Source organism: Clavibacter michiganensis (assembly GCF_021216655.1).
GTDB lineage: Bacteria > Actinomycetota > Actinomycetes > Actinomycetales > Microbacteriaceae > Clavibacter > Clavibacter michiganensis.
Window position 1 is genome coordinate 2,833,081 of record NZ_CP080437.1, and the last position, 14,129, is coordinate 2,847,209.

A 14,129-nucleotide genomic window follows, 5' to 3' on the forward strand; every position below is an offset into this window, starting at 1 on the left:
GGGATGCCGGATGCGCGGCGGGGCGCGTCAGAAGAGCCGCGCCCCGTCGCCGTCCTCGTCCCCGAGCGGCCGCTCGGTGCGGAGCACGGCCGGGCCGACCGTGAGGATCCCGTCCCCGAGCGGCTCGCAGCGCACCCCGCCGCGGCCGCGGAGCGCGCGGAACGCGCCGGGCGCGAGCATCACGTCCATCCACGCGCACGGGTTCGCCGGCCGGTGCCCCTGGAACTCGACGGGCCCGTGACCCGAGTCGATGCTGAAGCGCATACCGCGCAGCCGGTCCACGTCCGCGCCGCGCAGCAGGACGTTCCGGCGCGTGTCGACGGGATCCAGCCCCGCCTCGACGCCGAGCTCCCGCGCCACGCGCTCCACCGACTCGACGGCCATCACCGTGACCGCCGCCGTGCGGTGCGCGCGCTGGCCGAAGTAGCGGTCGCCGACGATCCCGAGCCCGGCGCGCACGCGCACCGAGACCCGCGACGGCGGCTCGCCCGGCTCGTCCCGCGGTCCGTCGGACGGGCGTCCCTCCAGCCGGTGCACCGGCGAGGCGACGAGGAACGCGATCTCCACGCGGTGCTCGTGCGGGAGGTCGACCATCCGGGAATCGTACGGGCTCATAGCACGGGGTACGTCGGCCCGGGGCGGTCGCTCCACTCGTGGCTAGTATCGATGAGCGGGACGGGGTGACCGCATCCGGGGGGTCACGTGGGCGAGCTTGCTCCCTCCGACGTGCGGCGCGATCCGGTGTCCCGTGCGCAGGCCAGGCTCCGCAGCATGACGCTCTCGAAGCCGCTGCACGCGCAGCTGCCCTTCATCCTGAGCCTCGCCGTCGTCGGCGTCGTCGCCGGCACGGGCGACCTCGACTCCGTGGCCCATCCCGGGTTCGTCGCCGGCACGGTCGTCGCCGCCATCGTCACCATCGTGGCGGCCGTCATCCCCTGGGAGCGCATCGACGCCGACTGGGTGGCCGTGCTGCCGATGCTCGACTTCGTGGCACTCGCCCTCTGCCACGACGCGATCGGCGACCAGGTGCCGTCGACCGCGTTCCTCATCGTGTTCCCGGTGATCTGGCTGGCGTACGCCTTCGCCCTGCACGTGCTGTGGCTCGGCGCCCTCGGCACGGCGTCGGTGCTGGCGCTGCCCTACTTCCGCACGGGCACCGTGCCCGAGGGCACGACCGGCTGGTCGCACCTCGTCGTCCTGCCCGTCGTGATGCTCCTCGTGGCCGTCGCCGTGAACCTGCTCGCGCAGCAGCTGATCCGGCAGCACGCGCGCCTGGAGGAGATGCAGCGCGAGCTGACGGGCACGCTCGTCGACCTGCAGGAGCGCAACTCGATCATCGACGGCGTGCTCGACGCGATCGACGACACCGTCATCGTGCTCGACGCGACGGGCCGCATCATGCTGCGCAACCGCGCGGCCCGCGAGCTCATGGCGCTCGCCGGCCCCGCGGATCCGGACGACCCGATGCTCGGCCGCCTCGTCTACGAGGAGGACCGCGTCACGGTCGTGCCGCCGGAGCGCCAGCTCGTGGCCCGGGCCCGCGCCGGCGAGATCGTCGGGCGGGAGGTGTACTGGATCGGCGACGGCGGAGCGCAGAAGGCCGTGCTCTCGTCGCTGTCCCCGCTCGTGGACGCCTCCGGGCGCATCTTCGGCACGGTCGTCGTCAGCACGGACGTCACGGCGCTCGCGCTCGCGGTCACCGAGCGCGAGGACTTCGTCGCGAGCGTCTCGCACGAGCTGAAGACCCCGCTCACCTCCATCCTCGGCTACGTCGAGCTCATCGCCGACGACCTCGAGGAGGACGACCTCGACGACCGGATCACCGCCGCCCGCCTCGCGATCGTGGAGCGCAACGCGCAGCGCCTCCTCGGCCTCATCGGCGACCTCCTCACGGCGGCGCAGCACAAGCTCGCCGTCAACCGCAACCTCGTCGACGTGGGCGAGATCGTCGAGAACGCGCTCGACGTGATCCGCCCCCACGCGCAGGCGAGCGGCGTCACCCTGGTCGAGCCGGACTACGAGGAGCTGGTCGCGGAGGTCGACGCCGTGCGCATCGGGCAGGTGCTCGACAACCTGCTCAGCAACGCGGTGAAGTACACGCCGGAGGGCGGCACGGTCATCACCGAGGTGGGGGTGGACGGCGACCACTTCCGCCTGTGCGTGACCGACGACGGCGTGGGGATGTCGGCGGAGGACACGTCGCAGCTGTTCACGCGCTTCTTCCGCACCAACTCCGCCCGCGCGAGCACGGTGGCTGGCGTGGGGCTCGGCCTCAGCATCACGCGCTCGATCGTGGAGGCGCACGACGGCTCCATCGAGGTGGAGAGCGCCGTCGGGGCGGGCACCACGATGCGGGTGCGGCTGCCCCTCCGCATCGGGCGTGCCACATCGCGGCCGACTTGAGCTGATCTTGTCCCCACCTTGATCCGATCCGGCATCCGGCGGTGTCAGGCTCGAGCAACGACGGGGCCACCCGTCCGACACGAGCGATCGAAGGACCGGATGATCCCCCACGACCACCCCGCGAGCGGCACCCGAGCCGCGCGCACCGGGTGCCGGGCCGGATCCACGGATGCGCGGCCGGTGCCCGACGGCGGCCTCCCCGGTCCTTCCGATCGTCTCGTCGGCGGCCGGGCGTGAGCGCCCGAACCGCCCGTGTCCCGCAGCTCCCCCCGCTCCTCGACGTCCGCGTCCTGGAGCAGCTGCTGGTCGAGCTGTCGGACGAGCCCGGCCCCGCCCGCCTGTCCGTCGTCCCCACGACGGGCACCCCCGCTCCGCCCCCCGGCGTTCCCGCGCCGGGCGGCGTGACCCCGCCGCGCGGCCACCCCGAGCCGCGCCGCGGGACCCCGTCGTCCGGATCCCCCCGTCCGGACGACCGCCTCGCGACCCGTGGTGCCCCCGCACCCGGTCGCGGGCACGCGCCGGCCGGATCCCCCCGTCCGGTCGGCGCCCTCACCTCCGCCCCGGCTCCCGCGGAGCCGATGTGCCCCGGAGCGCTCACCGACGGGCAGCACGCCTGCGTCGACTTCCTGCGCTTCTTCGTCGACCTGTGGCCGAGCCGCTGGGAGCGCCTCGACGCCGCCGTCCGCGCCGCCGACCGCCCGGCCGCGCTCGACGCGTGCCTGAGCGTGAAGAGCTCCGCGGCGATGGCGGGAGCGCTGCTGCTCAGCGACGTAGCGGCGCACCTCGAGCGGGCCATCCGCGCGGCCGACCACGCCCGTGCCGCGGCCATGCTGCCGGAGCTCGGCGAGGTGGGCGAGCGGAGCATGGACGCGATGCGCTCGTGGATCCGCGCGGAGGCCGGACACTCGCCCGACTAGACCCGTGCGCGAGGCCGCCCCGACGGCCGACGCGCACGCCCGACCGGCTCCCGCGACAGGCCGGTCGGAGGAACGGAGCGGGATCCCACCCGAGGGGACCCCGATCCACGGCGCAGCTGCCGCGGGACCCACCGGTCCCGCGGCAGCCCCTGGCGCCCGCCGGCGAGCGGCGAGCAGTGCCCGGTGCCTCAGCCGCGCGGCGGCGCGAGCCGGTATCCGACGCCGCGCACCGTCTGGATCCACCGCGCCTCGCGCGGGTCGTCGTGCAGCTTGCGGCGCAGGTTGCCGAGGTGCACCTCCACGGCGCGCTCCTCCGGCTCGGTGGACGAGGCGACGGCGTAGGAGCCGCTGCGGATGTCGCGCACGAGGTCGCCCTTGGTGCGCACGCGTCCGCCGCTCGCGAGGATCGATGCGAGCAGGTCGAACTCGGTGCGCGTGAGGTCCACAGGTGCGCCGTCCACCGTGACGTGGCGGGTGCCCTCGTCGAGCTCGAGGCCGTTGTGGCGGAGGACGTCGGCGTCGTCCGGCGCGGCCTCGGTCGGCATCGCGGGCGAGACGACGGCTGTGGTGGCGACGGCGGCGGCCTGCACCGGCTCGTCCGCGTCGGCGGCCGTGCCCGAGGCGTCGGCCGCGGCCGGGATCCCCGCAGCGGGCGTCGCCGTCGCGTCCCCGCCGCCGCGCGGTCGGCGCATCATCGCCGAGATGCGGGCGCGGAGCTCGCGCGGGCGGAACGGCTTCACGATGTAGTCGTCGGCGCCGGCCTCGAGCCCGAGCAGGGTGTCGACCTCCTCGCCCTGCGCCGTGAGCATCACGATGTAGGCGTCGCTCACGAGGCGGATGCGGCGCGCGGCCTCGAAGCCGTCGAAGTCGGGCAGGCCCACGTCGAGCGTGATGACGTCGGGGGAGACCTCCTCGGCCAGCCGCACGCCCTCGGTCGCGGTGCCGGCGGAGTGCACCTCGAAGCCGCCCTGGCGCAGGACCACCTCGAGCAGCTGGCGGATGTCGCCGTCGTCCTCGATGACCAGAGCCACACGTCCGCTGTCCACTACCGCCCCCTCGCATGCCGCATGCGCGGCCGTACCCCGGATCCGCGACAGGCGCGCCGGACCTCCCACGCTAGCGGACCGCCGCACCCCCGCCTCCGCGGCGGCGGGCCGCCGGGCTGGCGCGCGGGATCAGGTGATGGGGGAGGAGCCGGGCACCGCGACGAGCACGAGCACGGCGCCGAGGACGTACGCCGCGAGCGACGCGCCCACGCCGATGAGGAGCACCAGCCAGGGCCGCGTGCGCCCGCGGATCATGCCGACGAGCGCGACGATGACGGCGATCCCCGTGAGGAACAGCGGGCCCGCGACGGCGATCCCGTAGCCGATCGTGAAGAGCGAGTCGCGGCAGACGTAGGCGTCCACGTCGCACGCGTCGGTGACGAAGATGAGGCCGAGACCCATGGCGGCGATGCTCCCGCCCACGACCGCGGCGACGAGCATCGAGACGAGCGTGGTGACGAGGATCCGGCGGTCGATCCGCAGGATCCAGCGGGGCACCCAGTCGGGGCCGGCGGGATCGTCGTCGCGGGCGGCGGAGCGGGCGGCCGCGCGGGTCTCGGACCGTTCGTCCGCTCGGCCCCGGCCGCGGGGGAGCGTCGGCAGGGCGATCCTCGGGACCTCCGGCAGGCGCCGGCGTCGGGCCGGCGGGGTGGCGGACCGGCGCCCGCGGGAGGCGCGGCGGCCGCGCTCCGGGGTCGCGTCGTCGTCGGGGGTCACGGCACGAGACTACGGGGCGCGTCCCGCCGGGCCGGAATCGGCGGGGTCGGCGGGAGCGCGAGCGGCCATGCCGGCGCGGGGCGGGGGATCAGAAGATCATCGGCCGGTCGTCGTCGAGCTCGGTCTCGACGTCGAGGTCGACGGCCACCGGCACGTGGTCGCTCGGGCCGTCGCCCTTGCGCTCGTCGCGGTGGATCCGGGGCGAGCCCACGAGCTCCTGGAACCGGTCGTTCCCGAGGATGAAGTCGATCCGCATGCCCTCGTTCCGCGGGAACCGCAGCTGCTGGTAGTCCCAGTACGTGTAGCCCTCGGGGATCGACGGCCGCACGACGTCCGCCAGACCGGCGTCCAGGAACGCGGCGAAGGCGGCGCGCTCCGGCTCGGAGGTGTGGGTCTTGCCCTCGAAGAGCGCGGGATCCCAGACGTCGGTGTCGAGCGGCGCCACGTTCCAGTCGCCCATGAGCGCGAGCGGGGTGGCGGGATCCGCGGCGAGCCAGGCGCGCGTGTCAGCCGCGAGCGCACCCAGCCACTCGAGCTTGTAGGAGTAGTGCGGGTCGTCGAGCGCGCGGCCGTTGGGCACGTAGAGGCTCCAGAGGCGGACGCCCGCGACGGTCGCGCCCATCGCTCGGGCCTCGAGCGGCGGCTGCCCCGAGGCGTCGGGCTTGCCGAAGCGGGGCATCCCCTCGAAGGTCGTGACGACGTCCTCGAGCGGCAGGCGGCTCGCGATCGCGACGCCGTTCCACTGGCTGAGGCCGTGCACGGCGACCTCGTAGCCGGCCTCCTCGAACGCCTGCATCGGGAACTGCTCGGGCTTGCACTTGATCTCCTGCATGGCCAGCACGTCGACGTCCTCGCGCACGAGCCAGTCGACGACGCGGCCCACGCGGGTGCGGATGGAGTTGACGTTCCAGGTGGCGACGCGCATGCGTCCACGGTACCGGGCGGGCGCGACGCCGCCGGGCGCGGGTGCCGGGTCGGGGCGGATCAGCCGATGCTGCCGATGCGCACCGTCACGGCCGCCCGCTCTGCGGCCTCGGCGCCCATCGACTCGGCGAGCCGAGCGCGGATGGCGTCGACCGCGGCGCGCGCGGTGTCGCTCGCGCGGCCCGACGCGTCCACCGCGATGGACGCCTCCACGAGCACGGTGCCCTCGCCGGTCTCGACGGTGACGAGCTGCTCGACGGCCGTGGAGGATCCGGCCACGACGCCCTCGACCACCTGCTGGGCGGCCAGCAGGATCGGCGAGCGCGGCGCGTAGACGTCGGCCACGCCCGCGACGGCGCGGAGGACGGCCGTCAGGTCGCGCGACAGGTCGGCGGGTGCCGGGAGCGGCACGGGGACGGGGGCGGGCGCAGCCGATGCGTCATCGTCGAGGGTCATCTCCGGCCTCCTCCTGCACGGGACGCGCCTGCACGTCCACCACGGTCACGTCGATCGCCTCGACGCGCAGCTCGGTGTGCCGGAGCAGGGCCGCATGGACGCGCTCGCGCACGCGCTGCGCGAGCTCGGGCAGCGGCTCCCCCCACACGACGCTCAGGGTGAGCTCCACCCGCACGGGCTCGCCGGCGCGCGTGACGTCGCCGTCGAGCGTGCACCGGCCGACGAGGACGCCGGGCACCTCGTCGCCGGCCTGGCGCACCAGGGTGCGCACGGCGCCCTCGGTGAGCGCGAGGCGGACGGCCGGATCCGGGTGGGAGAGCGGGATGTCGCGGCCGGCGCGCGACTCGCGGCTGATGTGGGCGAGCACGCCGCGGAAGAAGTCGTCGCCGGGCGCCTCCTGCTCCTCGGCCTCGACCTGCACGAGCTCGCGGCCGAGGTCGCGCATGTGCTCGAGGGCGCGGAGCGCGTTGCGGGTCTCGGGGTCGTCCTCGTAGGCGGCGATGCGCGGGGTGCGCCCGCGGTCGAGGTAGTCGGCGAGGGCGGCCATGTCGAGGGGCGCGCCGTCGGCGTCGAGCGCGGGTGCGGGATCCACGGGCAGGCGCTCCCCGGGATCGCCCGGTCCGGTGCCGCTCATCGCCACGCCTCCATGCTCGTCATCACGGTGGTGCGGGCCCGGGACAGCCGGCCGCGCACGGTCGAGGGCGTCGAGCCCAGCTTCTCGGCGATCTCCTCGTACGAGAAGCCTCCCACCTCGCGCAGCATCCACACCTCGCGCTGCTCGCGGGGGAGCGCATCGAGGACAGCCGCCAGCGCGCGCATCTGCGACGACGTCTCCGCGTCGCGCTCGGGGGACGTGAGGCGGTCGGCGATCTCGTGGTCGTCGATGTCGTCGGCGGGGCGGCGGGCGCGGATCCGGTCGATGGACTTCCGGCTGACGATCTGCAGCAACCAGCTCTTCACGCGGTCGGGCTTCTCGAGCGTCGGCAGCCGGTCCCACGCGGTGATGAGGGCTTCCTGCACGGCGTCGTCGGCGTCGGCGCGGGATCCCGTGAGCCGGATCGCGAACGCGCGCATGTACGGGGCGTGCCGGCGGACGAGCACCTCGAACGCCCGGGCGTCGCCGTCGGCCGCGCGCTCGGCGAGGATGCCGTCGCCCGCGTCCTGCAACGAGGAGGAGAGGGCCATGCCGTACCTCCGTGTGCGCTGGGAGACGAGACGGATCCGCGTGCGATCCGTGACGAACCGCGGCGTCCATGCGTCCCACCCATGATTACCACAGCAGCGCCCCGCCGACGGGCATCCACGAGGAGGAACCGCATGAGCGACCAGAACACCAGCACCCCCGCCGACGTCGCACGCGTCTCGCCCGCGAGCACCGGCGCCAGCACCGGCGCCACGGGGAGCGTCCTCGCCGAGGGCGACACCACCGTCACCGACGCCGTCATCGCCAAGGTCGCCGGCCTCGCCGTCCGCGACATCCCGGGCGTGCACGCGCTGGGCGGCGGCGCTGCTCGCGTCATCGGCCAGCTCCGGGACCGCATCGGCCAGACCGACCTCACGCAGGGGATCGCCGTCGACGCCCAGGAGGCGGGCGTCGCGTTCGAGGTGACCCTCGTCGCCGAGTACGGCGTCCCGCTCCAGGACGTCGCGGCCGGCGTGCGCGCGGCCATCTCCGACGCGGTGACCGAGCTCGTCGGACGCCGGGTGACGCGCGTCGACGTCACGATCGCCGACATCGTGCTGCCCGGCGAGGGATCCGACGACGACGCGTCCGCGGCGCCCGCCGTCTGATCCACCCCGCACCGCCCGACGGGCCGCCCGCCATCGCGACGGGCGGCTCGTCGCCGTGTCCGGGCGGCGCCGCGTCCGCTGACCTCGCAGATCGCGGGCGTACCGTCGGGGGATGACCGATGACACCGCTGCCGCGCCCGCATCCACCCCCGCATCCGACGGGAAGCCCCGCGTGGCGCTCCTCGGCGCCGGCGTCATGGGCTCCGGCATGAGCCGCTCGATCCTCCGCGCGGGCCTGCCGCTCACCGTCTGGAACCGCAGCGCCGAGAAGGCCGCACCGCTCGCCGACGCCGGCGCGACCGTCGCCGAGACCGCCGCCGACGCGGTGCGCGACGCCGACGTCGTGGTCGTGATGCTGTTCGACGCGGATGCCGTGCTCGAGGTCCTCGCCGAGGTCGCTCCCGCGCTGCGCCCCGGAGCCGTCGTGCTCCAGTCCTCCACCGTCGGCGTCGAGGGCACCCGCCGGATCGCCGCGCTCGCCGCCGAGCACGGCGTCCGGCTCGTGGACGCGCCCGTCCTCGGCACGCGCGGCCCCGCCGAGCAGGGCCTCCTCGTGCACCTCGTCTCGGGATCCGAGGACGACATCGCCGTCGCCCGCCCCGTCCTCGAGGCGACCGGCTCGCGCACCGTGGTCGCCGGGTCGGACGCGGGACCGGGATCCGCCCTCAAGCTCGCGTGCAACGCGTGGATCGCCTCCATCACCGCGGCGACCGGCCAGTCGCTCGGCCTCGCGCGCCTGCTCGGCGTCGAGCCCCGGCTCTTCCTCGACGCGATCGCGGGCGGCGCCGCCGACACCCCGTACGCGCACCTCAAGGGCGGCGCGATGCTCGCCGGCGAGCTCGCGCCGTCCTTCGCGCTCGACGGCCTGCTCAAGGACGTGACGCTGATGCTCGCCGCGCTCGACGGCGCGGACGCGCACGACTTCGACACCGCGATGCTCGAGGCGCTCCGCGAGACGTACGCGGAGGCGTCGTCGGCCGGCCACGGCGGCGACGACGTGGCCGCGGTCGGCACGGTGTTCGGGCTGCCGACCGGGCCCGACGCCTGATCCGGTCGGCGTCCCGCCCGCCCGTCGCACCGGCCCGCGCCGTTCCCCGCCCGTAGGATCGGCTGCGTGACGACCTCCGACGCGCGCCAGCAGCTCATCGCCCACATCAAGGAGGACGCCGTCTTCCACGGCGACTTCACCCTGACGAGCGGCAAGAAGGCCACCTACTACGTCGACCTCCGCCGCGTGAGCCTCGACCACCGCGTCGCGCCGCTCATCGGGCAGGTCATGCTCGACCTCATCGCGGACGTGCCCGACGTGGCCGCGATCGGCGGGCTGACGATGGGCGCGGATCCCATCGCCGCCGCGATCCTGCACCAGGGCGCCGCGGTCGGCCGCGGCTACGACGCGTTCGTCGTCCGCAAGGAGCCCAAGGACCACGGCCGCGGCCGCCAGGTCGAGGGCCCGGACCTGAAGGGCAAGCGCGTCATCGTCGTCGAGGACACCTCCACCACGGGCGGATCCCCGCTGAAGGCCATCGAGGCGCTCGAGAAGGTGGGCGCGGAGATCGCCGCGGTCGCCGTGGTCGTCGACCGCTCGACCGACGCCCGCGAGGTGATCGAGGCTGCGGGGCACCGCTACCTGTACGCGATCGGCCTCGAGGACCTGGGGCTGGCCTAGTGAGCGGGGCGCCCGGCGGCGGATCCGGTCACGGTCACGACGACGACGATCCGTTCGCGGTCCGTCCCGCCACCGACGCCGACCGCGAGCGGCCCGCGCAGCCGCTCGCGCCCATCGGCTGGGGTCGCCCGGCCGGCCGTGAGCCCGTGCCCGCGGAGCAGGACGCCGCCGAGCAGGACGACGCCGGCGTGGATCCCGCTCCCGCCGACGCGCCGCAGCCCCCGGACGCCGACATCCTCGCGGGCATCGTCCCGCTCGACCCGACCGAGGACGACGCGCGCGTCGCCCCGCTCGACCAGGTCGATCCCGACCAGGACGCCCACGATCACGACGCCGACCTCGACGCACCGGCGCCCGAGCCCGGCATCGCGGACGCACCCATCGACGCGGGCGACGTGGAGTTCCCCGGCGAGCCCGACCCCGGGTACGTGCCCGCTCCCGCGGCGGACGGCACAGGCGAAGTGATGTCCGGCGAGGTCGAAGCGGATCCCGCGCCCGGCGACGACGCGCCCGCCGAGATGGTCCTCGAGCCGGTCGACGACGCGCAGGATGGCGCGGCGCTGCCCGTCGTGCCCGCGGACGCGCCGGTGGTCGACGCCGAGCTCGTCGAGGATCCCGCCGCGCCCGCGGACCCGGACGACGACGACGCGGTCCAGCTGACGCCGCTCCGGGACGACATGACGGACGAGGACGCGGAGGTCGTCGACGACCCCGCGGATGAGGTCGAGCCGGAGCCGCTCGGCGAGCTCGACGTCGACGCGGAGGCGGCTCCTGCGCCGCTCGCCCCCGCGGCCGCCGCGGCACGTGCCGCCGCGATGGCGTGGGCATCCGGATCCGCGCCTGCTGCTGCTGCTCCCGCCGCCGCGCCCGCGGAGCGGGCCGACGCCGCGCCGATCGCGGATCGCCCGGAGGTCGCGCCCGAGCCGGAGGCCGACCCCGAGCCGGAGACGGCCGTCCTGTCCTCGCCGGTCGTCGCGCCGTCGGACGCCGAACGCGCACCCGACCACGACGCCGAGCCGCGGGACGAGGTCGCTCCGACCGATCCCACCCCCGCACCCAGCTCCTTCGCGCCGCCGGACGCCACCGACGCCGATCACGACGCCGAGCCCGTCGACGCGATCTACCTGCTCTTCGGCGACGTGGCGGTGGATCCCGAGAGCGACCGCGCCGACGCCGACGCCGACGACCGGCGCACCGCCCCCGAGGGCGCCGACGACCGCACGCGGATCCTCCCTGCCGCCGCCCCGCACCACGACCGCGACGCCCCCACGGCCGCCGTCCCTGCCGCCTCCCCGCGTCCGGATCCGACCCCCCGCCCCGCGCCGGTCCCGCCGCCGTACGCGGCCCCGCCCGCGCCCCGCGCACCCGCGCCGCGCGCCCCCGTCCTCGACACGGTCCGGATGCCTGCGCCTCCCGCCGCCGCGCCCCCGCGCGGACCCCGCGGTCCGCGTCGCACCGGCCTCTGGTTCGGCGGCGCGATCCTCCTCGTGCTGCTCCTCGTCGGCCTCTTCTACCTGGGCCAGCGGCTCGGATCCGCCGCCGCGCCCGATGCAGCCCCCGTCGCGACGGCCACGCCCGAGGCCACGCCTACCCCGTCGCCCACCCCGACCGATCCCGTGCAGGGCCCGGCCGCGGCCGGCGTCCAGGCATGGGACGCGCTCCTCGGCGGCGAGTGCATCGACCCGTACACGACGCCGTGGGAGGAGGAGTTCACGGTCGTCGACTGCGGCTCCGAGCACCACGCGCAGATGGTCGCCCGCGTCGCCCTGCCGCAGACCGGGGACACGTTCCCCGGCGAGGAGGCCGTGCGCGACTCCGCCGACGAGCTCTGCATCGCCGACACAGTGATCGACTACGCGGCGGCCCGCGGCTACTCCGACGTGCAGTACCAGTCGGCGTACCCGATCAGCCAGGACGAGTGGACCGCGGGCGACCGCGACGCCTACTGCTTCGTCTCGCGCGCGGGCGGCGGCACCTTCACGAACAGCATCGGCAAGCCGCAGCCTCCCGTCGTCCCCTAGCGCCACCGCTCGCCTGGGGATCCCGCCCCCGCGGATCCCCGCCCCCGCCCTACCCTCGACACCCCGTGCGCGGAACCTGCGCGCGGATCCAGGGGACGGGGGATCGGTGACCTCACGCGTCCGACCCGACGACCGCGCGTTCCTCCTCCTGTGGGGCGCGCAGGCCGTCTCCTCCCTCGGCGCGAGCGCGGCCTCGTTCGCGCTCACGCTGCAGGTCTTCGGCGAGACGGGCAGCGCGCTGGCGCTGTCGGCGCTCACGGTGGTGTCCACCGTCGCGTCCATCTACCTCGCGCCGTTCACCGGCTGGGCCGCGGATCGCCTGGGTCACCGCCGCGCCGCGCTCGCGAGCAACGCGGTCCTCGCCCTCTCGTCCGGCGGGATGGCCGTGGTGTCCGCCATCGGTCCCGGGCGCCTGCTCGCCGTGGTCTACCCGCTGACCCTGGTGTCGGCCCTGGCGGCGTCTACCCTCGCGCTCACCCTCACGGCGAGCGTCCGCCGGATGCGCCGGGAGGCCGACCTCACGCGGATCAACGGCGTCACCTCCCTTCTCCAGGACGGGCCGACCCTGCTCGCGCCCGTGCTCGGCGCCGCCCTGTCGGCCGTCGTCGCGCCCGCCGCCGTGTTCGTCGTCGACGGGGTCACCTCGCTCGGCTGCGTCGCCGCGCTCCTCGTCGTGCGCTGGGATGCGCCGCCCGACCGCCGCATCGCGAACCCGTTCCGCGGGGCCCGCGACGGCATCGCGTGGATCATCCGCCACCCCGGTCTCCGTCGCCTCCAGTTGGGCTTCGGCGCGCTCAACCTCGCGAACGGCATCGCCGCATCCGCCACGACCGCGTACGTCCTCCTCCTCGGCGCCGGGGGCATCGGCTCCGGCGCGAGCCTCGCGGCGTTCAGCATCGCCGGATCCGCCGGGCTCCTCGCCGGTGCCGCGTTCGTCGCCGCGCGCGGGGACCGGACCCCGCGGCTCGTCGCCATCGCCGGGTCCGCCGTCGTGCTCGGCCTGGTGGGCCGCGTCGCGCTGGGCGCGAGCGCGCTCCTGGCGGTGTGGATCCTCGCGGCCGTCATCCGCAACGTCGTGCTGCAGGTGCAGGGCGCGCCCCTCACCGCGGTCTGGCAGGAGCGGATCCCGCCCGCGCGCCAGGGCGCGGTGCTCGGCGCCAAGAGACTCCTCGGGCAGGGCTTCTACCCGCCGGCCGTGCTCCTCGGCGGCGCGCTCACGGTGGCGCTGCACCCGCTCGGTCAGGAGACCGCGCTCCGGGTCGTGATCATCGCGGGCGGGCTGGGTGAGGCGCTCGTCGGCGTCGCGATGCTGCGCTCGCGGGGGATCCGGGCGCTGCTCGCCCCGGCCGCGACCGCCGACCGGACCGCGGCGTGATCAGAGCTCGGACTCGACCGGCTCCGGATCCAGCAGCTCGGTGACGCCCGACAGCACCTCGTCGGGGCGGAACGGGTAGCGCTCGATCTCGGCGCGGTCGCTGATGCCCGTGAGCACGAGCACCGTGTGCAGGCCCGCCTCGATGCCCGCGATGATGTCGGTGTCCATGCGGTCGCCGATCATCCCGGTGCTCTCGGAGTGCGCGCCGATCTTGTTGAGCGCCGAGCGGAACATCATCGGGTTCGGCTTGCCGACGATGTACGGCTCCTTGCCCGTGGCCTTCGAGATGAGCGCGAGCACCGCGCCGGTCGCGGGCAGCACGCCCTCCGCGCTCGGGCCGGTCGCGTCCGGGTTCGTCGCGATGTAGCGCGCGCCGCCGTTGATGAGGCGGATCGCCCGCGTGATCGCCTCGAACGAGTAGTTGCGCGTCTCGCCGATGACCACGAAGTCGGGCTCCGTGTCGGTCATGATGAAGCCCGCCTCATGCAGCGCGGTCGTGAGACCGGCCTCGCCGATGACGAACGCGGACCCGCCGGGCATCTGCTGCTCGAGGAACGCGGCGGTCGCGAGCGCGGAGGTCCAGATCGACTCCTCGGGCACGTGCAGGCCGGACGCGCGGAGCCGGGCGGAGAGGTCGCGCGGCGTGAAGATGCTGTTGTTGGTGAGCACGAGGAAGGGCTTCCCCTGGTCCTGCCACTGCTGGATGAGGGCCGCGGCACCGGGCAGGGCCTGGTTCTCGTGCACCAGCACGCCGTCCATGTCGGTGAGCCAGCAGTCCATCTCGTCGCGCGTCGCCATGGGGTTCCCTCT

General features: G+C 75.2%; 15 protein-coding genes. 7 read left to right on the forward strand and 8 right to left on the reverse strand.

Features of this window, described 5'->3' with window-relative positions; genetic code table 11:
• Positions 1-27: 27 nt before the first annotated feature.
• Positions 28-594 carry an MOSC domain-containing protein gene (locus K0V08_RS13400; protein WP_011931690.1) on the reverse strand — a complete coding sequence of 189 codons (567 nt, stop codon included), beginning with the start codon at positions 592-594 and terminating at the stop codon, positions 28-30.
• 177 nt (positions 595-771) lie between these two features.
• Between K0V08_RS13400 and K0V08_RS13405 the strand changes: the two genes are divergently transcribed.
• Both K0V08_RS13405 and K0V08_RS13410 read left to right on the forward strand, forming a co-directional pair.
• On the forward strand, positions 772-2,403 hold the full coding sequence (locus K0V08_RS13405) for a sensor histidine kinase (protein WP_228510782.1): 1,632 nt from the start codon (positions 772-774) through the stop codon (positions 2,401-2,403).
• Positions 2,404-2,636: 233 nt separating this feature from the next.
• On the forward strand, positions 2,637-3,320 hold the full coding sequence (locus tag K0V08_RS13410; protein ID WP_227266948.1) for an Hpt domain-containing protein: 684 nt from the start codon (positions 2,637-2,639) through the stop codon (positions 3,318-3,320).
• 188 nt (positions 3,321-3,508) lie between these two features.
• Here the strand turns inward: K0V08_RS13410 and K0V08_RS13415 are convergent, their stop codons facing one another.
• From K0V08_RS13415 to K0V08_RS13440, 6 genes are all read right to left on the reverse strand, one after another.
• Positions 3,509-4,366 (reverse strand): response regulator transcription factor, encoded by an 858-nt coding sequence (locus tag K0V08_RS13415; protein ID WP_011931693.1) that lies wholly within the window; start codon positions 4,364-4,366, stop codon positions 3,509-3,511.
• Positions 4,367-4,495: 129 nt separating this feature from the next.
• A complete protein-coding gene (locus tag K0V08_RS13420; protein WP_079531405.1) occupies positions 4,496-5,083 on the reverse strand; it encodes a hypothetical protein in 588 nt (195 codons plus the stop codon).
• Between the two features lie 88 nt (positions 5,084-5,171).
• Positions 5,172-6,008, reverse strand: a complete 837-nt coding sequence (locus K0V08_RS13425) for an exodeoxyribonuclease III (protein WP_079531408.1) — start codon at positions 6,006-6,008, stop codon at positions 5,172-5,174.
• 59 nt (positions 6,009-6,067) lie between these two features.
• Positions 6,068-6,463 carry a hypothetical protein gene (locus tag K0V08_RS13430; protein WP_079531411.1) on the reverse strand — a complete coding sequence of 132 codons (396 nt, stop codon included), beginning with the start codon at positions 6,461-6,463 and terminating at the stop codon, positions 6,068-6,070.
• Entirely contained in the window at positions 6,447-7,097 is a 651-nt protein-coding gene (locus K0V08_RS13435; RefSeq protein WP_079533626.1) for an Asp23/Gls24 family envelope stress response protein, read from the reverse strand. Before K0V08_RS13435 ends, K0V08_RS13430 begins: the two co-directional genes overlap by 17 nt.
• The gene (locus tag K0V08_RS13440) at positions 7,094-7,648 is read right to left on the reverse strand and encodes an RNA polymerase sigma factor (RefSeq protein WP_011931698.1); all 555 of its coding nucleotides are present in this window, start codon (positions 7,646-7,648) and stop codon (positions 7,094-7,096) included. The genes K0V08_RS13435 and K0V08_RS13440 overlap by 4 nt, the downstream gene beginning before the upstream one ends.
• A gap of 132 nt (positions 7,649-7,780) precedes the next feature.
• On the opposite strand from K0V08_RS13440, the gene K0V08_RS13445 reads away from it, so the two are divergent.
• From K0V08_RS13445 to K0V08_RS13465, 5 genes are all read left to right on the forward strand, one after another.
• Positions 7,781-8,254, forward strand: coding sequence for an Asp23/Gls24 family envelope stress response protein (locus K0V08_RS13445; protein WP_011931699.1), 474 nt, complete (start codon positions 7,781-7,783; stop codon positions 8,252-8,254).
• Between the two features lie 112 nt (positions 8,255-8,366).
• Positions 8,367-9,302, forward strand: a complete 936-nt coding sequence (locus tag K0V08_RS13450) for an NAD(P)-dependent oxidoreductase (RefSeq protein ID WP_079531415.1) — start codon at positions 8,367-8,369, stop codon at positions 9,300-9,302.
• Positions 9,303-9,368: 66 nt separating this feature from the next.
• On the forward strand, positions 9,369-9,923 hold the full coding sequence (pyrE, locus tag K0V08_RS13455) for an orotate phosphoribosyltransferase (RefSeq protein ID WP_079531416.1): 555 nt from the start codon (positions 9,369-9,371) through the stop codon (positions 9,921-9,923).
• Positions 9,923-11,944 carry a septum formation family protein gene (locus K0V08_RS13460; protein WP_079531418.1) on the forward strand — a complete coding sequence of 674 codons (2,022 nt, stop codon included), beginning with the start codon at positions 9,923-9,925 and terminating at the stop codon, positions 11,942-11,944. The genes pyrE and K0V08_RS13460 overlap by 1 nt, the downstream gene beginning before the upstream one ends.
• Before the next feature lie 106 nt (positions 11,945-12,050).
• Complete coding sequence (locus K0V08_RS13465) at positions 12,051-13,319, forward strand: MFS transporter (RefSeq protein WP_079531421.1); 1,269 nt, start codon at positions 12,051-12,053, stop codon at positions 13,317-13,319.
• On the opposite strand, the gene K0V08_RS13470 is transcribed toward K0V08_RS13465, so the two are convergent.
• Complete coding sequence (locus K0V08_RS13470; protein WP_079531424.1) at positions 13,320-14,117, reverse strand: HAD-IIA family hydrolase; 798 nt, start codon at positions 14,115-14,117, stop codon at positions 13,320-13,322.
• Between the last annotated feature and the right edge of the window lie 12 nt (positions 14,118-14,129).